Origin of the sequence: Paractinoplanes abujensis (assembly GCF_014204895.1) — a bacterium.
Classification (GTDB): domain Bacteria; phylum Actinomycetota; class Actinomycetes; order Mycobacteriales; family Micromonosporaceae; genus Actinoplanes; species Actinoplanes abujensis.
Genome location: NZ_JACHMF010000001.1, coordinates 4,280,943 through 4,303,879, shown reverse-complemented (window position 1 = coordinate 4,303,879; position 22,937 = coordinate 4,280,943). Strand labels below are relative to the sequence as shown.

Genomic DNA, 22,937 nt, shown 5'->3' with positions numbered 1-22,937 from the left:
TCTGACCTGAGTAACCCGGGCCGGGCGGGGAATGCCGCGCCCCATGACGACGACCGACACCGTTCCCGCGTCCACCGGCGAGGACAGCAAGGCCGCCGATGAGGCGCTGTTGCAGCTGGGCCGGGAGCTGAAGAATTCCGGCTACCGATTCACCACCGTCACCCCGGCCACCCACGCCCTGATCAACCGGCGCCCCGGGAACGCCGCCGCGGCCGGCGTGCGCGATGTGTTCGGCTGGAGCCGGCCGTTCGCGCCGGAGGTACTGCCCGCCCCGATCTTCGATCTGCTGCGGGCCGCGGACGCTCTGGAGCGCAGCGGCGACCTGTGGCGCAGCCGGGTGCGGTTCTCCTCGTACGACGACGAGCTGTTCGTCCACTCGGCGTTCCCGACCGACGCGCCCGACTCGGTGTTCTTCGGCCCCGACACGTACCGGATGGCCGACTGCGCCGCGGCCCACGTGACCGCCCGGGAACGCCCGCCGGCCCGAGTGGCCGACATCGGCACCGGCACCGGTGCGGGCGCGATCACCGTGGCCAAGCGGGCGCCCGGGGCGGAAGTGTTCGCCGTCGACATCAACGACACCGCGCTGCGCTACGCCCGGATCAACGCCGCGCTGGCCGGCACGAGCGGGGTGCGGCCCTGCCACAGCAACTTGCTGGACGCGGTGGACGGCCAGTTCGACCTGATCGTCTCCAACCCGCCGTTCATGATCGACCCGGCCGGGCGCACCTACCGCGACGGCGGCGGCGAGCACGGCAACGAGCTGTCGCTCACGATCATCGACGTGGCCGCGGAACGTCTGGCCCCGGGCGGCTCGCTCGTGCTGTTCAGCGGGTGCGGCATCATCGACGGCCATGACCCGCTGCGGGCGGCGGCGGCCGGCCGGCTCGAGGGCACCGGCTTGACCTGGACGTACCGCGAGGTCGACCCGGACGTCTACGACGAGGAGCTGGCCGGGCCCGCGTACTCCCGGGCCGAGCGGATCGCCGTGGTCCTGCTGACCGCGACCCGGCCCCGATGACGCTCACCCTCGGCGTCGAGGAGGAGTTCCTGCTGCTCGACCCGCACACCGGCGAGAACGCGCCGCTGGCCGAGAAGGTGGCCGCCGAGCTGCCCGCCGACCTGCGCCGGCGCTACCGCCGCGAGTTCCGCCCCAGCATGGTCGAGCTGGTCACCGACGTGTGCACCGGCCTCGGCGAGCTGCGCGAGCAACTGCTGACCGCACGGCGCACGACCGCCGGGCTGGCCACCGCGGCCGGGGCGAGCCTGGCCGCGGTGGGGGCCACCCCGGTGGCCGAGTCACAACGTGAGCCGGCCGACGACACCCGGTTCCGCAAGATCGTCGACCACTACGGGCCGATCGCGCGCGACCCTGCCGTCTGCGGCTGTCACGTGCATGTCGGCATCCCCACCGTCGAGCTCGCGGTCGAGGTCTGCACCCGGTTGCGCGGGTCGCTGCCGATGCTGCAGGCGCTGGCGGCCAACTCCCCGCGATGCGAGGGTGCCGACACCGGGTACGCCAGCTGGCGCTCGATTCAGCTCGAGCGGTGGCCCAGCATGGGGCCGTGGCCGCACGTGCGCTCGGTCGCGGACTACGACCGCATCATCCGCACCCTGATCGCGTCGGGCGAGATGATGGACGAGAGCATGATTTTCTACTACTCCCGGCCGTCGGCGAACTTCCCCACCGTGGAGATCAGGGTGGCCGACGTCTGCCTCACCGCCGACGACACCGTGCTGGTCGCCGCGCTGGCCCGCGGCCTGATCGGCGCCGCGATCGCCGACGCCGAGGCCGGCCGCCCGGCCCCCGAGATCCCCGACGTGGTGCTGCACGGCGCCCACTGGAACGCGGCCCGCGACGGCCTCGGCGGCACCCTGCTGGACCCGGTCGCGGGGCAGGCCCGGCCGGCCTGGGACATGATCGGCGACCTGCTCGACCGGGTCGCTCCGGTGCTGCGCGAACACGGCGACCTGACTTTCGTCGAGGCCGGGCTGGACCGGGTGCGCCGCGAGGGCACCGGCGCCGACCGGCAGCGGCGGTGGCCGGCGACCGAACTGACCGACCAGTTGGCCCGGGCCACCGTCTCCGGCCAGGACAGGCCCTAAGCGACGTATTTGTCCAGGCCGGAGACGGTCAGGACCTGGCGCACGACGGTATGCGGCCGGGCGATCGCGAAGGTGCGCCCGGCCAGCCCGGCCGCCCGGGCCAGGTCGGCCAGCATCGCCACGCCGACCGCGTCGAGGAACGGCACCCCGTCCAGGTCGATGGTGACCGTGGAGCACTTCGCGTCCCACACGGCCCGGTGCAACGCGACCAGGGTGCGGTGGGCCTCGTCGCGGTCGAGCTCGCCGGTCAGGGCGACGGTCAGGGCCGGGCCCCGCACGGAGACGGTCATGGTCACCCCGTAGGCGTGCCGGTCGGCCCCGCGCCAGGGCGGCACCCGGTCGCTCAGCATCGCCTCGCGCAGCCAGGCCAGCGCCGCCGCCAGCAGCCGGGACACGTGCATCTGGGAGACGCCCAGCTCGGCTCCGATCTCGGCCTGGCTCTTGTTGCCGTAGAAGCGCATCGCCAGGATCCGCTGCTCGCGCTCCGGCAGGCGCAGCAGCAGCCGGGTCACCGAGAGCCGGTCGTCGACGTGGGCCAGATCGGGGTCGAGCGAACCGAGCAAGTCGCCCAGCTCGGCGGCGTTCTCGTCGCCGACCGGCGAGTTGAGCGAGGCGGGGGAGTAGCCGGCCGCGGCCGCCATCGCCGCCCGCACGTCGGTGTCCTCCATGCCCAAGTGCTCGGCGATCTCAGCCGTGCCGGGCTCGCGGGACAGCCGCCCGGCCAGCTCGGCCCGGGCCTGCCTGACCTCCAGCACCGTGTCGCGCAGCTGCCGCGTCACGTGCACGCCCCAGGTCTTGTCGCGGAAATGCTTCTTGAGCTCGCCCTGGATCGTCGTGACGGCGTAGGCAGTGAACGAGCCGCGCTCGGGGTCGAACCGGTCGACCGCCTTGACCAGGGCGAACCGGGCCACCTGCACGAGGTCGTCGACGGGTTCGCCGCGACCCCGGTAGCGGCGGGCCAGCCGTCCGGCCATCGGCAGGCAGCAGTCGACGAACTCGTCGCGGGCCGCACCGGCGTCACCGTCGCCGTCGATGAGCCGGGCGTGATAGGCCGCCGCGGCCGCATCGAGATCCTCACGAATGGTCCCGGCCGGTTCGTGCTGGTTCTCGAGAAGCATGTGCCGCCGCGTGCCCTACGAATCGGCCGGGAAACATTTGACTGATGACAATCGTCTGAGAATTGCCTGAGATTGATGTATTCCGATGGTTTGTCGACCTGGTGGCGCGGGGTTGCTAGCGTTGCCGCTGTGACGTGGCTGGGGGCGATCTGGTGGTTGGTCAGCGTGCTGACCGACGCCGGGCCGTCCGCCCTGGCCGGCGTCCTCGTGGTGGCGGCCCTGGCCGCGATTGTCCTGCTCGTGGTGCGGCAGGGTCAAGGCGGCGACCACACGGCCGGCACGAGGCTGGGGCTGCGGGCCCGGGCCGACAAGGCCGGGGTTCCGCGTTATCGGGATCCCGATGCTCCGGGGCGCACCCGCCCGAGAGGACCCACTGCGCGGCCCCTGGCGGCCGCTTGATCTGACGCGGCCGCTGGTGACCTCTGTCCGCCAGCCTCCTGAGGAGATTTGCCGTGTCCATCATCTATACCTTCATTTCCGAGCTCATCCAGATTTGGCACGTTGTGTGGGGTTTTCTGGGCCCCGACTGGTCGTGGGTCGCCGCAATCGTCTTCGTCGTGCTGACCGTTCGTGTGGCGTTGCTGCCGTTGTTCGTGCGGCAGATGCGGTCGCAGCGGGCGATGCAGCGGCTCCAGCCCGAGCTGCGCGAACTGCAGACCAGGCACAAGGGCGACCCGATGGCGCTCGGGGCCGCGATGACCGAGCTCTACCGGCGTGAGGGCGTGAGCCCGTACGCGAGCTTTGTGCCTTTGCTCGTGCAGGCGCCGATCCTGTTCGGTCTGTTCCACGTTCTGCGCCACCTGCGGCCCACGATCACCGACCCGGCTTCGCAGACCCTGTACGGCTGGACGGCCGCCCAGTTCCACGAGGCGTCGCACGCCACCCTGCTCGGCGCCCCGCTCGCCGGCACGTTCACCAGCGGCGGCGCTTCGGTGGCGGCGGTGCTGATCGCGGCCATGGTCACGACGACGTTCCTCACCATGCGGTTGTCGGCGGTCCGCAACACGCCCGTCGAGGATCCGATGCAACGCACGATCCAGCGCGTCATGACGTACGGGATCCCGCTCTCCCTGCTGGTCAGCGGCGTGATCTTCCCGGTCGGTGTGCTGCTCTACTGGACGACGCAGAACCTGTTCGCCCTCGGTCAGCAGGCCTGGCTGCTGCGCCGCTACCCGGTGGAGATTCCGGCCGGCCGGTAGTGAGGTCGAGTGCTCGCCGGGACGATTTGTTCGCTACTGTCCACGCCGTGAGCGAGGCCACCCCGGTCTCCTTCCGGCTCGCCGGCCCACTCCGTCCGGTCGTGGAAGGCCTGCTCAGGGCCGATCCTGCCGACCGTTGGGGCATCACCCGGACGCGCGCGGCCCTGCAGGAGCAGTCGTTGTACGGATGGCAGAGCCGCCGTGCCCGGGCATGATCTCTACGTGACAGACGAGCGTTGGACCGCGAGCGCGGCGGTTCCGCCCCCAGCCGCCCCGGGCACAGGCAGGCGGCGATGGATTCTGGGGGTCGGCGTCGGTGTGCTGGTGCTGCTCGTCGGCATCGGGGTGCTTCTCGTACGCCCCTCGACCGTGGTCCCGGCCAAGACCTACATCGCGGGCGTGGCCGTGGGCGGGCTCAACGAGCAGCAGCTGCGGGAAGCGCTGGACGGGCCGGTCCGGGCCAAGGTCGAGCAGCCGGTCGAGGTCGAGGCGGGCGCGCAGCGGTTCACGGCCCGCCCCGGCGAGCTGGGCGTGCGGCTCGACGTCGAAGCGACCCGGCGCGCGGTGGGCGCGACCCGGCTGCGGCTGCCCGGCGGTGGCCGTCACGACATCACACCCGAGCTGAGCGTGGACGAGGCCGCCGTGCGCAAGGGGCTCGGCACGCTGCTCGCGCCGGTGGGCAAACCCGCCCGCAACGCGTCGGTCGAGCTGGCGAAGCCGGGCACGGTGCTCGACGGCAAAGGTGACCTCGCGTACGAGGCCTCCGACCGGGGGGTGACGGTGCGGGCCGGTGAGCCCGGCCGCGGCGTGGACACCGCCGACGCCGTACGGCTGCTGACCGCCGCGGTCCGGGACGGCGCCACCGCGATGAGTGTGGCCGTGCGCACGCTCCCGCCCGGCGCCGCCGACCCCGAGCTGGCCGGGGTGGACCAGCTGATCGGCACGTTCACCACCTACCACCCGTGCTGCGCGCCACGGGTCCGCAACATCCACCGCATCGCGGAGCTGGTCGACGGCACCGTCGTCCCGGCCGGAGCGACGTTCTCGCTCAACGACAAGGCGGGCGAGCGCACCCGGGCCAACGGTTTCGTGCCCGCCCCGGCGATCGTCGACGGCGAACTCGAGGACCAGCTGGGCGGGGGCGTCTCCCAGTTCTCGACGACGCTGTTCAACGCGGCCTGGTTCGCCGGGCTGGACATCGTCAAGCACCAGCCGCACTCGCTCTACATCAGCCGTTACCCGCCCGGCCGCGAGGCGACCCTGGACTGGCGCTCGATCGACAACGTCATCCGCAACGACACGGACGCGCCCTTCGTCATCCGCGTGCGCACCACCGGCACGTCGGTGACGGTCGGCCTGTACGGGCACACCGGTGACCGCGAGGTGCGTTCGGTGACCGGCCCGCGCCGCCCCCGCGACAACGGCGGCTTCCGCATCACCGTCACCCGGACCGTGCTGCAGGACGGCCGGGAGACGGGCACCAAGTCGTTCAGCTGGACGTACCGGGGTCTGGACTGAGGCCCAGCACGGGCCGGCACGCGGCGACACCGCTCAGCTCGATGTCGTCGCGCCGGGTCCGCTCCCACGCCTCGCGGGTGAGCCGCCACTGCTGAATACGGGCCGGCTCGCCGCGGCGGGTGTCCCAGTCGATGCCGTTCGGTTCGTAGCCCAAGCCGCGCGAGATGGCGTTGGAGGCCGCGTTGTCGGCGAAGGCGTCGCTGCCGGCCTCGCGGGCGCCCAGCCCGGCGAAGGCCAGATGCAGGATCGCCGCCCGCATCTGTTTGCCCAGCCCCCGCCCGCGGTGGCCCGGGGCCAGCCAGGAGAAGCTGGTGACCGTGCCGAACTGGGCGAACTTGCGGCCGACCAGATCCTGCATGCCGACCGCCTCCCCGTCGACGAGCACGACGAAGTAGAGCCGCCACAGCTCCGGGGTCACCCGCCCCCGGCCCCGCCAGATGCCTTGCAGCCAGCGCCATTCGCGTTCCGGGTTGTCGGCGTAGAAGGCGATCGGGTCGTCGAACGGCCACGGCTCGACGTCGGCGATGCCGGCCCGCACGATCGGCACGAGCCGCTCCAGCAGCTCGTCGGACGCGCCGGCCAGCGTGAGCCGGGGCGTGCGGACCTCGACGTTGAGCGGGGGATAGGTGTGGGCCACGCCGCGGACGTTAATCAGCCCGCCCGCCCCGCGCATCCGGTTTCCGGAACAACCGGCCGAGCTGGTCCTCGAGGATCAGCCGGGCCGCGGCGCCGTCCCGCTGGCCGCCCAGCACGCTCGACCCCAGCCCGTTGGTCAGCGCCAGCAGGGCCGCCGCGGTCAGGGCCGGGTCCACATCGGCGGCCACCGCGCCCTCCTCCTGAGCCATGGCGATCTGGCGGGCCAGCAACGACTCCAGCTTGTCGGGATAGGTGGCGCCGTGCCGCTCGCCCAGTTCCGGCTCGCTGAATACCAGGGTGTAGAAGCCGGTGTAGGCCCGTGTCAGCCGCACGCTCTCCTCGTCGGTCGGCAGCACGGCGGTGAGCGTGCCGTAGACCACGGTGCGCGGCGTGACCGGGCCGAGCGCCCGGATGCCGGCCGACACCCGTTCGGTGAGCTGCTCGCCCAGATAGGCCAGGGCGGCCACCAGGAGTTGCTCCTTGGTGTGGAAGTAATACTGCACGAGCCGCAACGAGACCCCAGCCTCGGCCGCCACCTCGCGCATGGTGGCCGATTGCAGCCCGCGTGTGCTGGCGATCCGCAGCAGGGCCAGGCCGATCTGCCGCCGTCGCTGTTCATGGTCCACCCGTTTCGGCACTCTTTCATGATACCGTCGTATCAAATAAACGGGGGTAGGAGGCCGCGATGCCCGTCGGCGAGTTCCGCAACAACCGAGCCCGCGAACGTTTTCTCACCGCCTATCGGGAGGCCGCCGACCGGCTCTGGCCCTCCACGTCAGTCGACTCCGATGTGGAGACCAGCTTCGGCACGACCCGCGTGCACCGGCTCGGCTCCGGTCACAACGAGCCGTTCGTGCTGCTGCCGGGCTCAGGCGGGCCGGCGCTGGGGTGGCACGCCTACGTCGGCCGGCTCGCCGCGTCGCGGCCCGTGATCGCGATCGACCCCGTCGGCGAGCCCGGCCCGTCCGTGCAGACCCGCGCGATCGGCAGCGGCGACGAGTGGTCCCAGTGGCTCGGCGAGACCCTGGCCGCGGCGGGCGTCGATCGGGCCCACCTGATCGGTACCTCGTACGGGGGTTGGATCGCCCTGCGTCACGCCCTGCGCGCACCGCACGCCGTGGCCGGGCTCGCGCTGCTCGACCCCGGTGGCTTCGGCCAGGTCAGCCCGCGGTTCATCGCCTGGGTGATCGCGTGCGGGCTGGCCGGGTTCGCGCCCCGGCCGGTGCGGCACGCGCTGGCCCGGCCCCTGCGCAACGTGACGCTGCGCGACGACGACGCCATGCGGCTGGTCAAGGCGTCCTTCGGTTTCCGGCGCCGGCACGTCGTGCCCGCCCCGCTCACCGACGAGGAGCTGCAACGCGTCACGGCGCCGGCGTTGGTGCTGCTCGGCGAGCACAGCCAGCTCTACGACGCCCGCGAGGTCGCGGCCCGGGTCACCGCCCACATGCCGCACGCCGTCGCCGAGATCGTTCCCGAGGCCGGTCACGACCTGATGCTGTGGCATCCCGAAGAGTTCGCCGACCGGATCGTGGCGGCCGCTCTCAAGCTTGGAGCTGGGTGAGCAGTGCGCGATTGTCGGAGCGGACCCACTCCTCGGCGATGCGGCCCTGCCCGTCCATCCGGAAGATGTTGCTGAGGTCCCAGACGACGCGTTTGCCGTTGGGCGGCAGCGGGCCGACGGGCGACTGGGTGAACTCGCGGGTGAACGTGCCCTCGATGAAGGTCTGGCAGGCGATGTAGTCGCCCTCGACGACGATGATGCCGCGGCGGATCGACCGGTCGTCGAAGGCAGCGCGGATCGACGTGAAGTAGCCGGCCAGCCCGGCGTAGTCGGTCTCGAAGCCGTCCGGGCCGTGGAAGCGGAACTTCTCGGTGTCGAAGTACGACGGGGTCTCGGGGTGGTCGCCCGACACCTCCAGCTCACCGGCCCGCACGAGGCGCGCGACCAGTTCGTCCCTGGTGAAAGTCATGCCCCCGACGCTAGGCCGGGCCCGGGTGCGGCGGCGCGGACGAAAGTGCGGGATGGGAGCACAATAGTGCGGTGTTGAGCACGGCCCTGCATGCCGGGCAGCCCTATGCGACCAGCACCTTCGACACCTGGGAACGGGGCTGGCGGTCGCTGCTGCTGCGCCGGTGGACCCACGCCGCCGAGGCCGACGACGTCACCGTGCCCGCGATCGAGGAACAGATGGTCGCGGTGATGGTGTCGGGCCGCCGCCACGTCCGGGTCGGCGCGCGGTCGGCTGTGCTGGGTGCGGGCGACGTCAGCATGACCCCACCCGGCCAGGCGTCCCGGCTGAGCTGGCGCACCGAAGGCTCCGAACCGTCGGCCATGCTGCAGCTGCACCTGCCGGCCGGCACCACCGAGCGGCTGGCCGGCGAACTGGGCGCGGTGCGCCGGCCCGACGCGTTGCGGGTGGCCGACCCCCTGGTGGCCGAGACCATCCGTACGCTGGAACGCGCGGCCCGCGCCGGCGCGCCCGACCTCTACGCGGCGTCGGCGGCCGAGTTCCTCGCCGTGCACCTGCTCACCCGAACCCTGCCGTCGCCACCGCGCCACGAGGACGCCCGCGTCCGGCTGCTCAAGGACTACCTGCACGCGGCGCTGGACCGCGACGTCTCGCTGGCCGACATGGCCCGCGCGGCCCGGATGAGCCGCTACCACCTGATCCGGGTCTTCACCGCAGCCGAGGGCATCACCCCCTACCGCTATCTGATGCGCCTGCGCGTCGACCAGGGACGCCGGCTGCTGACGTCGACCACCCTGCCCGTCGGCGTCATCGCCCGCCGCTGCGGCTTCGCCGACCAGGCGCACTTCGCCCGAGTCTTCCGCCGCGCGACCGGTGCCGCCCCCACCGAGTACCGCCTCGAACTCCGTGATCCGAAGTGATCGGGCTTACCGGCCCACGCGCTCGGACTCCTTCAACCTGACCGGTTCACGTCTGGGCCTCTCGGGGGTGAGCATGCCGGGTTCGGACCTGTCCGGCACGGACCTTTCGGCCGCTGACCTGTCCGGGGCCGGCTTGACTCGGACCGACCTGTCCCGGGCGACCATGACTCAGGCCGACTTGTCCGGTGCTGATCTCAGCGATGCCGAGCTACGAGATGCGCGGCTCGCCGGTGCGGAACTGACGGGGGCCGACCTGACCGGCGCCGATCTGTCAGGTGCCGATCTCACCGGCGCGCGCGTGGACTCCGAGCAGCTCAAGGGGACGAGGACCGACTCGCGAACGAGGTTGCCCGCGGGCGTGGCCGCGCCTGTCTCGACGCCGTGAGGCGGAGGTCGGCCGACCGGACCTTCAGCCGGACGCGGATCGTCCGGAATGGGGGTTAGCGTGCGCGGCATGGACATGTTGACTGGTGAGCAGATCGCGGCGGAAGGTCTCAAGGACTGGCGCAAGCTGGGCCAGGGTCTTCACGCCCGCTTCGCGACGAAGGACTTCCCGGCCACCGTACGGTTTCTGGCCGCCATCGCCGACGTCGGGGAGCCCGCCCGGGTGACGACCGGTGGCGGGTTCGTCGACCTCAAGCTGATCAGCGACGACGCCGTCTATCGGGACGACGAGGGCCGGGAGCACCGGGTCGAGTGGGTGACCCGGCGCGATGCCGACCTGGCGCAGAAGATCAGCGCGGTGGCGGCCGAGCAGGGACTCACGGCCGACCCGGCGTCGATCACGACCATCGAGCTGGCCCTCGACACGGCGCACGCGAAAGCGATCGCGCCGATGTGGGCGGCCCTGCTGACCGGCGGCACCGAGGCCCACGGCCGCGGCACCATCGGCGACGACGTGCGCGACGCGCTGGGCCGGGTGCCGATCCTGTGGTTCCAGGACACCGACGAGCACGAGACCCCGCGGCAGCGTTTCCACCTCGACGTGTGGGTGGCGCCCGAGGTGGCCGGGCAGCGCATCGCGGCGGCCGTGGCGGCGGGCGGCACCGTCGTCGACGACAGCCACGCGCCGTCCTTCACGGTGATCGCCGATCGGGACGGCAACCGGGCCTGCGTCTGCACGGCCTAGCTGTGCTGTCCAGGGAGGTTGGTCGAGGTTGTGCGACGACACGATCTGACGATCAAGGTCTGATGTCGTGAACGAGTGAAGGCCTCCAGCTGTGGAGTGGAGCTGTCTAGGAACCACTTCCGCAGGCAGGAGGCCTTCATGTCCCACGCTAACGCCGCGTTGACCCCGCGCGCCCGATTGCGGCTGGCGCGTCTGGTCGTGGATCAGGGCTGGTCACCCGCACGAGCAGCCGAACGATACGACGTGTCCTGGCGGACCGCGAAACGCTGGGCCGACCGCTACCGCGAACAGGGCGCCGGCGGTATGCAGGACCGCTCGTCACGGCCGCACCACAGCCCGGCTCGCACCCCACGCCCCACGGTGCGCAAGATCGTGCATCTGCGCTGGAAACAACGGCTCGGCCCGGTTCAGATCGGCGGCCGTCTGGGCCTACCGGCATCCACGGTGCACGCAGTGCTGACCCGGTGCCGGCTCAACCGGCTTTCCCACATCGACCGCGTCACCGGCGAACCAATCCGACGCTACGAACACGACCGGCCCGGCGCCATGCTGCACGTGGACGTCACCAAATACGGCAACATTCCCGACGGCGGCGGCTGGCGCTACCTCGGTCCCTTCCAAGGGCGCCGCAACCGGGAAGCGACCGCACGGCGCACCGGAGCCCGCAGCAAGATCTACACACCGCAAGTGGGCACCGCATTCGTGCATACCGTCATCGACGACCACTCCCGCGTCGCTTACGCCGAAATCCACACCGATGAGAAAGCCGCCACCGCGATCGGCGTACTCCGCAACGCCGTCGCCTGGTTCGCTCAACGCGGCGTGACCGTCGAACGGGTGCTGTCGGACAACGGATCGGCCTACAAGTCCTACGCCTGGCGCGACGCCTGCACCGAACTCGGTATCCGGCCGAAGAAAACCCGGCCCTACCGCCCGCAAACCAACGGCAAAGTCGAACGCTTCCACCGCACCCTCAACGACGGCTGGGCCTACGCCCGCTTCTACAACAGCGAACAAGCCCGCAGGAAGGCACTACCGGCCTTCCTGCATCATTACAACTATCACCGGCCCCACACCGCCACCAACGGCCTACCACCGTTCACCCGGTTGACCAACGTCCCTGGACAGCACACCTAGCGGGCCGGGCCTCAGCTGCGCGGCGGCTCGATCATGTCCTCGTCGGGCAGGTCGGCCGCCGGCCACAGGCTCTTCGCCGCGTTCGCGGAGACACCACCCCAGCGCAGCAGGGTGGCCGTGGCCTCGGCGGCCTCGTCCGGGGCGAGCCGGGCGATGTTGGCGCCGTGGTTGGCGCCCGGCGCCACGTACAGGGCCGAGTCGCGGCGGCTCGGGCTGAAGCGCTCGGCTCCCCACGGGTCGTTCTGGCCGTAGATGAACAGCATGCGCTGCGAGAGCGTGCGCACCCAGAGGTCGACGTCGATCATCGGGAACGGGTTGTGCCGGGAGCGCAGCTCGGCCGGCAGCGACGAGTTGGCCGTGTAGAGCCCCGGATAGCGCAGCAGGCCGCGCAGGTGCGGGAACTTCAGCGAGGGCCAGCCCAGCTGGTTGGCGGCCTGGTAGTAGTACGGCCAGTACGGTTCGAGGCCCTGGTCGGTGTAGAACGACCACCCGGCCACGTCGTCGATCCAGTCGAACAGCTCGTCGTCGCTGGCGGTCGCCGCGGGCACGGTCGCGCAGTCGGCCGCGAGCCGGTACTGCCAGAACGCCCACACGGTGTCGAGCACGGTCATCTCGTACGCCCGGTCGGCGGTCCCGAGCGTACGGGAGTAGGTGTAACCGGCGGCTTCGAGCCGCGGCACCAGCCGATCGCGTCTTTTCAGAGCTTCCTTCTGCACGCCGTCGAGCGCGCTGCGGCAGGCCGCGTCACCCACCGTGGTGAAGAACCGGTCGTACGCGCCGTCGAGGTCGTTGAGCGCGTCGTTGGGCGCCACGTAGGCCACCACGCCGTTGACGTCGTTGGGATAGAACCGCCGGTGGTAGACCGAGGTCATGCCGCCCTTGCTGCCACCGGTCTGGATCCAGTGGCCCGAGTAGACCGTCTTGAGCGCCGTGACGATCCGGTGCTCGTCGGTGGCCTCCTGCCAGATGGTCAGGTCGTCCCAGTCGGCCGGCGCGGGCCGCGACGGCGTGAAGAACCGGTGCTCGACCGAGACCTGGTTGCCGTCGAGCAGGCGGGTCGGCTCGGTGCGGCCCGGCTGCGGGTTCGCGGCCAGCCCGTAGCCGCTGGTGGCCAGCACGACCGGGGCCGTGAGCGAGCGGTGCAGCAGGGTCAGGCGCTGCTCGTACGTGCCCCGGCCGGGATGCTTGTGGTCGATCGGCTGGCGGTAGGTCAGCACGAAGAACCGGTAGCCGGTGGGCTGGGTCTCCGAGACGACGCTCAGCCCCGGGATGGCCCGGAGCCGGTCGAGCAGGTCGTCGGCCGCGGTGGCCGGCACCGCGGGCAGGAGCAGAGCCAGAACGGAGCCGAGAACCACCAGCAGTCGACGCATTCACGTAGATTAATCGATGATCATGACCGGCGGGGAGTCGCATTTTCCGCGGTGAGCATCCAGGCCTGCTTCTCCAGATCGTGCACGATGCCGTGCAGGATGTCGGCGGTGGTCGGGTCCTCGGCGTCGACCGCGTCGTGCACCTCGCGGATCGTGGCCACGGCCTGGCCGATCAGCCCGGCCACCCGGGTGGCGGCGTCACCGGTGGCCAGTTCGCCGGGACCGAGGTCGCCCAGGGCGGTGTGCGCGGCCACGACGGCGGGCCGCCCGTCGGGCACGGCGCCCAGGGCCCGCATCCGCTCGGCGATCGTGTCGCCGGCCTCGCGGGCGATGTCGACCAGCTCGTCGAGCTGCAGGTGCAGGTCCCGGAAGTTGGGCCCGACGATGTTCCAGTGGGCCTGCTTGCCGTGCAGGTGCAGGGCGACGAGGTCGACCAGGACCCGCTGCAGCCGGTCGGTCTGGGCGGGCGTGGCGCGGAAGAGGTACGGGGTCGGGACGTCCTGAGTGATGGTCATCTTCGGTCCTCCCTTGAGTGGATCTCGCCCTGAACACTAGCCCTAAACTTGAATCATTCAAGAAAAGGACCGGGTAACGGCGGCCACAGTCAGAGCCAAGGGTCGTACCACTCCCAGAGCACACCGATCACCCGCAGCAGCACGGCCGCGCCCAGAGCGACGTAGACCCAGAACCGCAGCGTGTCGTGACTGTCGGTGAGGCCGGCCGGCATGGGGCCCAACTGCCCTTCGGGGTCGTAGTCGATGTCGGCCGAGCCGCCGACCTCGGCCACGTGTCCGCCCGAGGTGATCGAGGTGACCTGCGGAGCGGCGCAGTCGAGCGCGTGCACGTAGTACGTCTCCGTGGTGGTGGACGGCGCCTGATTCTGCGAGCCGTACGTGGTGACGGTCCGCGTCTGCTTGTCGATGCCGGTCACGACGCAAGTAGTACGCACACCCCGCTCGGACATCACCCCGGTGGCCGACACGATGATCGTGCCGACGAACACGAACAGGAGCAGAAGACAGGACAACCCGAGCGGGCCGATCCGGGCGTAGAGGCAGATCGAGCCGACCCACAGCAGACCGGCCACGACGAAACCCGCCCCCACCGGCCATTGCGGCTCGAACCCGGCGGCGGCACCGGCCGTGCTCGCCGTCAGCACACCCGCCAGCAGCAGCGGCTGCAGCACCGCCACCACAAGATTTCCGCCGGTCCCCCAGTCCTCAAGCACGCCGGCGCTTCCGAGCCGAACCGTCCATCCTGGAATCGTGGCACAGCGGTTCCACCCCGCAACGAGCCTTGCCGCCGCGGCTCGAGCGGGGCGTCGCCGGGCCGAGCCAGTCTCCGGTTGATCCGCCACCGGAGGATCGCCTGCGGCCACCAGAAGCACGGCGGGCACGACACCCGCGCGACGGCGGCCCGCCTCGAGCGAGCCGGCCGTACGGGGTCAAGCGCGCCCGGCGGTCAGGTCCAGGGCGATGTCGACGATCAGGTCCTCCTGGCCGCCGACCAGGCCGCGCCGGCCCACCTCGACCAGGATCGTGCGGACGTCGACGCCGTACCGCGCGGCGGCCACCTCGGCGTGGCGCAGGAACGAGCTGTAGACGCCGGCGTAGCCGAGGGTCAGCGTCTCGCGGTCGACCCGCACCGGCCGGTCCTGCAACGGGCGTACGAGGTCCTCGGCCGCGTCCTGCAGGGCGAACAGGTCGCACCGGTGTTCCCAGCCGTTAAGGTTGGCCACGGCCACGAACGGCTCGATCGGGCAGTTGCCGGCGCCGGCGCCCTGGCCCGCGAGGGAGGCGTCGACGCGGTAGACACCCTCCTCGACGGCGATCATCGAGTTGGCCACGGACAGCGACAGGTTCTCGTGGGCGTGGATGCCGATCTCGGTGGCCGGGTCGAGCACCTCGCGGTAGGCGCGGATGCGGTCGCGGACCCCGTCCATCATGAGGCGGCCGCCCGAGTCGGTGACGTAGACGCAGTGGGCCCCGTACGACTCCATCAGCTTGGCCTGCTTAGCCAGCACGTCGGGCGGGGCCATGTGGCTCATCATCAGGAAGCCGGAGACGTCCATGCCCAGCTCGCGGGCCGTGGCGATGTGCTGCGCGGAGACGTCGGCCTCGGTGCAGTGGGTGGCGATGCGCACCGAGCGCACCCCGAGGGCGTACGCCTGCTTGAGTTCGGCGATGGTGCCGATGCCGGGCAGCAGCAGCGTGGTCAGCCGGGCGTTGTTGATGTTGGCCGCGGCCACCTCGAGCCACTGCCAGTCGGTGTGCGAGCCGGGGCCGTAGTTGAGGCTGCCGCCCGCGAGCCCGTCGCCGTGCGAGACCTCGATGCCGTCGACACCCGCCGCGTCCAGCGCTCCGACGATCTTCGCCACGGAGTCGAGTTCCATCCGGTGCCGTACGGCATGCATGCCGTCCCGCAAGGTCACATCCTGGATGAACAAGCTAGTCGTCATGATGCGATCCTCTCCGCCGCGGCGATGGCGGCCGAGGTCATGATGTCGAGATTCCCCGCGTACGCGGGCAGGTAGTGCGCGGCCCCTTCGACCTCGAGGAACACCGACACCTGGTGGGTCACCGGCGCGTCACCGGCCAGCGTGTGCACCGGCTGGTCCCCGGGCACAGGCGTGATCTGGACCTGCTGCTTGAGCCGGTAACCCGGGACGTACCCGGAAACGGTCTTGACCATGGCCTCGACCGACGCTGTGATCTCCTCGCGCTCGACCGCGGAGGGCGCGTCGACCAGGCACAGCACCGTGTCCCGCATGATCAGCGGCGGGTCGGCCGGGTTGAGCACGATGATCGCCTTGCCGCGGGTGGCCCCGCCGACTTTCTCGATCGCGTGCGCGGTCGTCTCGGTGAACTCGTCGATGTTGGCCCGCGTCCCCGGTCCGGCCGACTTCGACGCGATCGAGGCGACGATTTCCGCGTACGGCACCGGCGCGACCCGCGACACGGCGGCCACGATCGGAATCGTCGCCTGACCCCCGCAGGTCACCATGTTGATGTTGCGCGCGCCCTCGTGGATGTCGAGGTTGACCGCGGGCACCACGAACGGGCCGATCGCGGCGGGCGTCAGGTCGATCAAGATCTTCCCGTACGGCTCCAGCTTCTTCGCGTTGGCCAGATGCGCCCCGGCCGAGGTCGCATCGAAGATGATCTCGATGTCGTCGAAGCCGTCCATCGCGATCAGGCCGTCGACGCCCTCGGCGGTCGTGGCCACCCCGAGCCGGCCGGCGCGGGCGAGCCCGTCGGAGGCGGGGTCGATCCCGACCATGGCCGCGATCTCCAGCTTCTCCGACAGCCGCAGAATCTTGATCATCAGGTCGGTGCCGATGTTGCCCGAGCCGATGACGGCAACTTTCGTACCCATCAGGCCTCCCCGAAGTTTGCGGAAACCGGCCCGAGGCCGGTGAGGGTGGCGTGCACGCGCATGCCCGGCGTGACCGGGACCATCGGCCCGAGCGCGCCCGAGAGTACGACCTGCCCGGCCCGCAGCGGGTCGCCGTAGTCGCGGGCGGCGGTGGCCAGCCAGGCCAGGGCGGTCAGCGGGTCACCCAGGCAGGCCGCGCCGGAGCCCTTGGAGACGACCTCGCCGTCGACGGTCATCTCCATCTGCACGTCGACCGGGCTGACCTCATCCAGCGTCCTGCGGGCCGGGCCCAGCACGAACAGCCCGCTGGAGGCGTTGTCGGCGACGGTGTCGGCGATGCTGATGTCCCAGCCCGCGACCCGGCTGTCCACGATCTCGAGGGCCGGGGCGACCAGATCGACCGCGGCCCGTACGTCGTCCGCCGTGAAGTCACCGGTGAGGTCGGCCTTGAGCAGGAACGCGACCTCGGCCTCGATGCGCGGCTGCAGCAGCCCGGCCACCGGCACCACGTCGAGCGCGCTGACGTCCATGTCGGCGAACAGGACCCCGAAGTCGGGCTGGTCGACGCCGAGTTGCTGCTGCACGGCCGGGTTGGTCAGCCCGATCTTGTGCCCGACGATCGGCGCGCTCCTCTCGCGCAGCAGCGTCTGTTCGCGCTGCACGGCGTAGGCGGCCGCGATGTCGTCGGCCCCGATCAGGTCACGGACCGGCGCACACGGGGTTCCCGTGCGGGCCGCGTCGAGCAGGCGCTGGGCCGCTGGCGATGTCATGGGGTTGACGATGCCTGCCCGGGGCCGGTTTGTCCTAGCGAAAAGTTCCGTTATGCGGAACGACGAGCCAGCGTTATGGCGATCTCGGCCGCTGCCGCCTTCACCGCGGCCCCGTGTTTCTGCGGCTGGAAGCGGGTCGACGGCCCGGCCACGCTGATCGCCGCCACGGCCACGTCGTCCGCGTCGAGCACCGGCGCGCCGACGCAGACGATGCCGACCGCCGACTCCTCCGCCTCGTACGTCAGGCCCGTCTCGGCCGCCTCGTCGAGCTGGCGCCGCAGCAGCGCGGCCGACGTCACCGTCCGCGGGGCCAGCCGCTCCAGCGGCCGGGCGAGCACCTCAGCCCGTACGGGATCGGGGGCGAACGCCAGGAGGGCCTTGCCGATGGCCGTGGCGTGCAGCGGAAGCCGCCCACCCAGCCGCGACGGCGCCCGGGCCTGCCGGTGCCCGCCGATCTTGGCCACGTACACGACTTCGGTGCCCTCACGCCGGCCCAGGTGCACGGTCTCGTGCGTACGCTCGTAAAGGTCCTCCAGGAACGGCGTGGCCACCTCGATCAGGCTGCGCTCGACGGAGGCCCGCATGCCCAGCGCGAACAGGTGCCCGCTGAGGTGATATTTGCCGTCGACCCGGTCGAGCAGCCGCGCGTCGACCATCTCGCCGCTCAGCCGGTGCAGAGTCGCCTTCGCGAGACCGGTCCGCCGCTGCAACTCGGCGAATCCGATCCCGCGGTCCTCGGCGGTGAAGGCGTCCAGGATCAGCGACACCTTCCCCACGACCGACATGGGGTCAGCCTATGTCCGGGGCGATCACTGGTTGACGTCGTAGTCCTTGATCCGTGTCACGATCGTCCGCCCGGTCGTGAGCGTGATCGTGACCTCGGGGTTGGGCGAGCCGTTGTAGCCGGAGTAGTCGATCAGCCGGCCGGCGATGGTGCCGGGCTTGCGCTTGGGCCACCAGGCCGTGAAGTAACCGTCCGGCGTACGTCTCCTCGTACCGCTGCCGGTGCCGCATCGCTGTCACAGCTCACCATGTCCGCGGAGCGGCAAGTGTTTCCGGCCTTTCTCGCCGGCCGTCCATGCGCAGAACGGCCGGGCACCTCCCGCGAACGGGGGCACCCGGCCGTTCGCCGGTGGTCAGCCGCGGGTCAGCCGGAACTCACTTCCCGCGAGCGGGCCCTCCAGCACCACGGTCAGCGGGCCGGCGGGCGTCGTGCAGGTGACCGTGCGCTCCGGGGCGTCGCCGGTGCGGCAGTAGCGGACGCCGTCGGCGGTGAAGACCGAGAGCCGGGCCGTACCCGCGCCCGAAGTGCGCTGATACGTGAACTTCTCCGTCGCGCCGTGCTGGTCGGCCGGAATGCTGAAGCAGGCGGTGAACCGGTCGGCGCCGGTCTGCACGGTCGTACCGCCGGCGGGCAGAGCCGGGCAGTCCGGCGTGCCGTCGACCCGGGTGAACGCGGTCGCGAACGCGCCCGGGGCCACCCCCTGCCGCTGCTCGAGCACGGCCGTGTACGGGCCGGGCTCGTTGAGCGGGCAGCTGTACTGGTTCAGCGTGGCCGAGTCGCACACGTAGTTCCCGGCCCCGTCGAGCAGGTGGGCCTCGGGCAGCACCCCGTCGGTCGGCCGGAACTGGGCCAGCCGGGCCCCCTGCGGCACGTCGAGCGAGCGGCAGAACACCTGTCCGGGCTGGGCGTACTCGCCCTTCCAGGCGGTGCCGGCGGCCGCCGCGGGGCAGCCGGACGGCTTGGCGGGCAGGAACGAGGTCACGTACGTGGTGTCGTTGTCGATCACCCCGGGCGAGCTGCCGTCGACCACCCAGGTGAACCGGCCGGCCGGCAGGTTGTCGGCGCGCACCTTGAGACCGCTGCCGTCGTACAGCTGCCCGTACTTCGGGTAGTTCTCGTCGTCGAAGCCGCGGACGCTGTACGCGCCGGGTTCGGTGACGACCAGCGTCCGGCACCGGATCCCGCCCAGCGCCCCGGCCGGCGGCTCGTTGTAGGCCCCGAGCCGCACCACCGGGCAGCCGGCGGGCTGGGACAACCGGCGTACCTGCAGCTTGTAGGTCTCGTCGGTGGCGTCCGGGCCCCACATGCTCAGGTAGGAGACGACCCGGTAGGTGCCGGTGGCGGGCAGGACGCAGCCGTCCTCCTCGCTGTTACCGGGGCAGACCTCGGCGCCGGTGCTGTCGACGATCGTCGTGCCGGCCTCGTTGTAGGAGGTCGGCGACGCGTACGCGACGACCCGGTCACCGGCGGTGCCCCGGAACGGGTGGCAGTTCGTCTGCACGGGCGAGGTCTGGTGCACGACGAGCGCGTCGGCCGCCCACGACAGCCCGGTCGCGGCCGCGCAGCCGGTGTTGCGGGCCAGGGCGTTGACCGCGATCCGATAGTCGATCGGCTCCCAGCCCTGGCTCTCGGAGATGACCGTGTAGTCGCCGGCCGCCGGCAACGCGCACGGCTCCCGGCCCCATTTCGAGCAGATCGCCTGGCCCGCGTCGTCGTAGACCGTCCACGAGATGCTCTGCACGTCGAAGATGCGCACGCCGAGCGAGCCGGGGGCGGTCACCCGCGTCTTGTGACAGACGACGTCCTCCTGCTGCGGCAGACTCCCGGTTCCCTCGTACGCGGCGGGGTCGCCGAACGGCGCGTTCTTGAGCACCTGGCACCCGGCCGCGTTCGAGATGCGGGACATGCGCAGCGTGTACGGGGTCGCGTTGCCGTACGCCTCGGCCAGGGTGAGCCGGTAGGGCCCGGAGCCGGTGAGCGTGCAGTTCTGGGCGTACCGGATCTTGCAGACGTACTGCAGGTCGGCGTCGAGGATGTCGCCCTGGAGGTCACCGTTGCCCTTGGGCGCCCACAGCCGCAGCACGCTGCCGGTGGGCTGATTGAACCGGAAGCAGTCGCCCGGCGCGCCGGCCGGCAGCGAGCCCGGCTGCCCGGTCGAGGCGAACGAGAAGAACGAGGCGGCCAGCGTCGTGCACGACGACGGCGACTTGAGCGACTGCACGCCCAGCGTGTAGTCACCGGTCCCACCGAAGTAGAGCGACACGACGATCTTGTAGGTGCCGGCGCCCTTCAGCTCGCAGCGCCCGGCGTCCGAGGTGATCAGGCAGACGTCGGCGCCGGTGGGCCCGGTGACACTCGCCCGCGGCGACTCGCCGCTGCCCCGGGTCAGCATGGTGTAGAGAACGTCGTTGGCCTTGGGCACGCTGACGAAGTAGACGTGCTCCTGCGTGCCGCTGATCGACTCACAAGCGGCCACCGCGCCGATGGCGAGGGTGCCCCCGCAGCCGGCAGCTGCGGCGGCCGCGGGCGCACCGGCCACAGTGGTCGCGGCGAGCAGCGCCGCGCAGATGGACAAAAGCAACTTCTTCATGGGACTCCCCGTACCGGCCCGCGAGATCGGGCGGCCAGATCATAGACAGTCCCCGATCCGGACGGCTGCCCCGCATCCGGGACCCGCCGGTGCTCTCCCTGCGACCCGCGCCGGATCCGTCCGCCGCGCGGGTAGCGTCGGGGCCATGTCGCTGGAGGCCCTGGGGGCGTTGCGGGAGCCGCTGCGCCGCGCGGTGTACGAGTTCGTGGTCGCGCGGGCCGAACCGGTCGGGCGCAACGAGGTCGCCGACGGTGTCGGCATCGGGCGCACGCTGGCCGCCTTCCACCTCGACAAGCTGGCCGAGGCCGGGCTGCTCGACACGTCGTACGCCAAACGCAGCGGCGGCCCCGGCGCCGGCCGCCCGGCCAAGCTCTACCACCGCAGCGACGCCGAGCACGCGGTGTCGCTGCCCCCGCGCGACTACCGCCTGCTGGCCACCGTGCTGGCCGCCGCCGTCGAACGGGCCGGCGCCGAGCCCGCCCTTTACGCCGCCGCCCGCGAACAGGGTGCCGAGCTGGCCGGCGGCGACCTGATGCCGCGGCTGACCGAGCTGGGCTACGAGCCGTACGAGGACGCCGGCCACACGATCCGGCTGCGCAACTGCCCGTTCCACGCGCTCGCGCAGTCCCACCCCGGCCTGGTCTGCGGCCTCAACCTGGCCCTGCTGGAGGGTCTCGGCGCCGACGCCCGCCTGGACCCCGGCCCGGCCGGGTGCTGCGTCGCCCTCACTTCTAAAAACAAAAGCGATTGACATAGACGGTTAGGCTGCCCGCATGGCCGCACACCACCTCGCCCAGCTGAACATCGCCCGCCTGCGCGCCCCGCTCGACGACCCGGCCCTGGCCGACTTCGTGGCCCAGCTGCCCGAGATCAACGCCCTGGCCGAGCGGACCCCCGGCTACATCTGGCGCCTGCAGGACGACTCCGGCGACGCCACCGCCCTGCGCCCCTTCGGCCCCGACGTCATCGTCAACCTCACGGTCTGGGAGTCGGTCGAAGCGTTGCGCACCTTCACCTACCGCACCGACCACCTGGCCTCACTCCGCCGCCGCCGCGACTGGTTCCTGCCGATGGAGACACCGCACCTGGTCCTGTGGTGGCACCCGGCCGGCACCCTCCCCGACGTGGCCGAGGCCGCCGCCCGCCTGGAGGCCTTGCGCCACAACGGCCCGGCCCCCGAAGCCTTCACCCTCCGCGTGCCTTTCCCCGCCCCGGCTCCGTCGGCGCTTCCCTGAATCTGCGTCATCGCGGCGCCGGATCGAGGCTCGCGGTGAACGTTTGTCCAGGCGGCAGCAGATGCTCGCCGCCGTCAGCGGTGTTCAGCCGGCCGGGGAGCGGACCGGCTGAATCCGTCAGTCCTCGCCGGTGATGTCGATGCGGAGGGCGGCCGGATCGCCCGACGGGCCGACTTCGAGGTGGACGGGGAAGAAGCCGTCGCCGACCGAGGTCATGGCCATGAGGATGTCGGCGCCGGCGACCCGGATGACGCCGGCCTCGTGGGGGGAGGCGCGGACCAGGGCCATCGCCTGCCAGTGGTGGGAGTGCGGGCGGAAGTCGTACGCGAACTTGGGTCCGCCGGGTTGGTTGTGCCGGGCCTCGAGGGCCAGGCCGCGTTCGTAGGCCTCGGCCACCGGGAGGTTCTCCCAGCCGAACGCCGGGGCGTCGAACTCGGCCGCTATCTGTTCCTGGTCGCGGCCCCAGAAGACCAGGTCGGCCAGGCCGTCCAGCGGGCGGTGGTGTTCCCAGGAGTTGAGCGCGTCGGCGTCGGCGAAGACGAAACGGGCCCAGTCGACGCCCAGCTGCCAGAACTGCCAGGAGTCGGCCACCGGCGCGTCGCGGAGGTCGACCCGCATCGACTTCCAGCCGTGCTCGCCGGGAGTGGCGGTGACGCGCAAGGGACGGTCCGACGGCACCTCCAGCGCCAGCACCGGCACGCCCATCACGATGAAGCCGGGTTCCCGGGCGGCGATCGCGTGCCGGACCCGTTCGCGGTGGGGCACCTGCCGCTCGAACGGGCGCAGGCTCGCGTCGTGCCCCCGTTCCCGGCAGTGGGCGGCGAACGAGGCGACGACATCGGTGACGGCGTGCGCGGGGATGTCGTACAGGCGAAGGCCGGTCTGCCGGTCGAACGACTCCGCGGCCGCAGCCGCGTCCGGGCCTACGATCGCGAAGTCGCTCGCGGGGTGTTCGTCGTCGGCGGGCACCCGGTTGCCGGACCACATTTCGAGATAGCCGCCGTCCATGACGACCAACTGCCCCGACGGGCACGTCACCTCACCCAGTACCACATCTGTCACGGCCGTGAGGGTAGGCGC

Annotated in this window: 25 protein-coding genes; 12 read left to right on the top strand and 13 right to left on the bottom strand. The window is 71.5% G+C overall.

Annotated features, from left to right (window positions below):
- Positions 1-43 precede the first annotated feature (43 nt).
- Both BKA14_RS19290 and BKA14_RS19285 read left to right on the top strand, forming a co-directional pair.
- The gene (locus BKA14_RS19290) at positions 44-1,021 is read left to right on the top strand and encodes a methyltransferase (protein WP_184952321.1); all 978 of its coding nucleotides are present in this window, start codon (positions 44-46) and stop codon (positions 1,019-1,021) included.
- Positions 1,018-2,106 (top strand): carboxylate-amine ligase, encoded by a 1,089-nt coding sequence (locus BKA14_RS19285; protein WP_184952320.1) that lies wholly within the window; start codon positions 1,018-1,020, stop codon positions 2,104-2,106. Before BKA14_RS19290 ends, BKA14_RS19285 begins: the two co-directional genes overlap by 4 nt.
- Here the strand turns inward: BKA14_RS19285 and BKA14_RS19280 are convergent.
- A complete protein-coding gene (locus BKA14_RS19280; RefSeq protein ID WP_184952319.1) occupies positions 2,103-3,224 on the bottom strand; it encodes a SigB/SigF/SigG family RNA polymerase sigma factor in 1,122 nt (373 codons plus the stop codon). The genes BKA14_RS19285 and BKA14_RS19280 overlap by 4 nt on opposite strands.
- A gap of 129 nt (positions 3,225-3,353) precedes the next feature.
- Here BKA14_RS19280 and BKA14_RS19275 point away from each other — a divergent pair, with 129 nt between their 5' ends.
- The 3 genes from BKA14_RS19275 (at position 3,354) to BKA14_RS45130 (ending at position 5,941) form a co-directional block, all read left to right on the top strand.
- Positions 3,354-3,623: a DUF6412 domain-containing protein gene (locus BKA14_RS19275; RefSeq protein WP_239093018.1), complete on the top strand. Its 270-nt coding sequence runs from the start codon at positions 3,354-3,356 to the stop codon at positions 3,621-3,623.
- A gap of 53 nt (positions 3,624-3,676) precedes the next feature.
- On the top strand, positions 3,677-4,423 hold the full coding sequence (gene yidC / locus BKA14_RS19270; protein WP_184952317.1) for a membrane protein insertase YidC: 747 nt from the start codon (positions 3,677-3,679) through the stop codon (positions 4,421-4,423).
- A gap of 222 nt (positions 4,424-4,645) precedes the next feature.
- Complete coding sequence (locus tag BKA14_RS45130) at positions 4,646-5,941, top strand: VanW family protein (RefSeq protein ID WP_184952316.1); 1,296 nt, start codon at positions 4,646-4,648, stop codon at positions 5,939-5,941.
- Here the strand turns inward: BKA14_RS45130 and BKA14_RS19260 are convergent.
- A complete protein-coding gene (locus BKA14_RS19260; protein WP_184952315.1) occupies positions 5,913-6,578 on the bottom strand; it encodes a GNAT family N-acetyltransferase in 666 nt (221 codons plus the stop codon). The genes BKA14_RS45130 and BKA14_RS19260 overlap by 29 nt on opposite strands.
- A gap of 10 nt (positions 6,579-6,588) precedes the next feature.
- A complete protein-coding gene (locus BKA14_RS19255) occupies positions 6,589-7,215 on the bottom strand; it encodes a TetR/AcrR family transcriptional regulator (protein WP_184952314.1) in 627 nt (208 codons plus the stop codon).
- 47 nt (positions 7,216-7,262) lie between these two features.
- Between BKA14_RS19255 and BKA14_RS19250 the strand changes: the two genes are divergently transcribed.
- Entirely contained in the window at positions 7,263-8,138 is an 876-nt protein-coding gene (locus BKA14_RS19250) for an alpha/beta fold hydrolase (protein ID WP_184952313.1), read from the top strand.
- Here the strand turns inward: BKA14_RS19250 and BKA14_RS19245 are convergent.
- Positions 8,119-8,547 carry an ester cyclase gene (locus BKA14_RS19245; protein ID WP_184952312.1) on the bottom strand — a complete coding sequence of 143 codons (429 nt, stop codon included), beginning with the start codon at positions 8,545-8,547 and terminating at the stop codon, positions 8,119-8,121. The genes BKA14_RS19250 and BKA14_RS19245 overlap by 20 nt on opposite strands.
- Positions 8,548-8,618: 71 nt before the next feature.
- Between BKA14_RS19245 and BKA14_RS19240 the strand changes: the two genes are divergently transcribed.
- The 4 genes from BKA14_RS19240 (at position 8,619) to BKA14_RS19225 (ending at position 11,733) form a co-directional block, all read left to right on the top strand.
- The gene (locus BKA14_RS19240) at positions 8,619-9,467 is read left to right on the top strand and encodes an AraC family transcriptional regulator (protein WP_184952311.1); all 849 of its coding nucleotides are present in this window, start codon (positions 8,619-8,621) and stop codon (positions 9,465-9,467) included.
- Positions 9,421-9,852, top strand: coding sequence for a pentapeptide repeat-containing protein (locus BKA14_RS19235; protein ID WP_311776108.1), 432 nt, complete (start codon positions 9,421-9,423; stop codon positions 9,850-9,852). The genes BKA14_RS19240 and BKA14_RS19235 overlap by 47 nt, the downstream gene beginning before the upstream one ends.
- 69 nt (positions 9,853-9,921) lie before the next feature.
- Positions 9,922-10,596: a 4a-hydroxytetrahydrobiopterin dehydratase gene (locus BKA14_RS19230; RefSeq protein ID WP_184952309.1), complete on the top strand. Its 675-nt coding sequence runs from the start codon at positions 9,922-9,924 to the stop codon at positions 10,594-10,596.
- Between the two features lie 138 nt (positions 10,597-10,734).
- Positions 10,735-11,733: an IS481 family transposase gene (locus tag BKA14_RS19225; RefSeq protein WP_184952308.1), complete on the top strand. Its 999-nt coding sequence runs from the start codon at positions 10,735-10,737 to the stop codon at positions 11,731-11,733.
- 11 nt (positions 11,734-11,744) lie between these two features.
- Here the strand turns inward: BKA14_RS19225 and BKA14_RS19220 are convergent, their stop codons facing one another.
- The 8 genes from BKA14_RS19220 to BKA14_RS19185 form a co-directional block, all read right to left on the bottom strand.
- Positions 11,745-13,103 carry a S28 family serine protease gene (locus tag BKA14_RS19220; protein ID WP_184952307.1) on the bottom strand — a complete coding sequence of 453 codons (1,359 nt, stop codon included), beginning with the start codon at positions 13,101-13,103 and terminating at the stop codon, positions 11,745-11,747.
- Between the two features lie 20 nt (positions 13,104-13,123).
- Entirely contained in the window at positions 13,124-13,618 is a 495-nt protein-coding gene (locus tag BKA14_RS19215) for a Dps family protein (protein WP_184952306.1), read from the bottom strand.
- Between the two features lie 89 nt (positions 13,619-13,707).
- On the bottom strand, positions 13,708-14,331 hold the full coding sequence (locus BKA14_RS19210) for a hypothetical protein (RefSeq protein ID WP_184952305.1): 624 nt from the start codon (positions 14,329-14,331) through the stop codon (positions 13,708-13,710).
- A 216-nt stretch (positions 14,332-14,547) separates the two neighbouring features.
- Positions 14,548-15,561, bottom strand: a complete 1,014-nt coding sequence (dmpG, locus tag BKA14_RS19205) for a 4-hydroxy-2-oxovalerate aldolase (RefSeq protein ID WP_184952304.1) — start codon at positions 15,559-15,561, stop codon at positions 14,548-14,550.
- Entirely contained in the window at positions 15,558-16,478 is a 921-nt protein-coding gene (locus tag BKA14_RS19200; protein ID WP_203722424.1) for an acetaldehyde dehydrogenase (acetylating), read from the bottom strand. The genes dmpG and BKA14_RS19200 overlap by 4 nt, the downstream gene beginning before the upstream one ends.
- A complete protein-coding gene (locus BKA14_RS19195; RefSeq protein ID WP_184952303.1) occupies positions 16,478-17,248 on the bottom strand; it encodes a 2-keto-4-pentenoate hydratase in 771 nt (256 codons plus the stop codon). The genes BKA14_RS19200 and BKA14_RS19195 overlap by 1 nt, the downstream gene beginning before the upstream one ends.
- Before the next feature lie 50 nt (positions 17,249-17,298).
- The gene (locus BKA14_RS19190) at positions 17,299-18,033 is read right to left on the bottom strand and encodes an IclR family transcriptional regulator (RefSeq protein WP_184952302.1); all 735 of its coding nucleotides are present in this window, start codon (positions 18,031-18,033) and stop codon (positions 17,299-17,301) included.
- A gap of 351 nt (positions 18,034-18,384) precedes the next feature.
- Positions 18,385-20,622: a hypothetical protein gene (locus BKA14_RS19185; protein WP_184952301.1), complete on the bottom strand. Its 2,238-nt coding sequence runs from the start codon at positions 20,620-20,622 to the stop codon at positions 18,385-18,387.
- Between the two features lie 145 nt (positions 20,623-20,767).
- Here BKA14_RS19185 and BKA14_RS19180 point away from each other — a divergent pair, with 145 nt between their 5' ends.
- Complete coding sequence (locus BKA14_RS19180) at positions 20,768-21,373, top strand: helix-turn-helix transcriptional regulator (RefSeq protein ID WP_184952300.1); 606 nt, start codon at positions 20,768-20,770, stop codon at positions 21,371-21,373.
- A 22-nt stretch (positions 21,374-21,395) separates the two neighbouring features.
- Positions 21,396-21,857, top strand: coding sequence for a DUF3291 domain-containing protein (locus BKA14_RS19175; RefSeq protein WP_184952299.1), 462 nt, complete (start codon positions 21,396-21,398; stop codon positions 21,855-21,857).
- Positions 21,858-21,974: 117 nt separating this feature from the next.
- On the opposite strand, the gene BKA14_RS19170 is transcribed toward BKA14_RS19175, so the two are convergent.
- Positions 21,975-22,919, bottom strand: a complete 945-nt coding sequence (locus BKA14_RS19170) for a hypothetical protein (protein ID WP_184952298.1) — start codon at positions 22,917-22,919, stop codon at positions 21,975-21,977.
- Positions 22,920-22,937 lie beyond the last annotated feature (18 nt).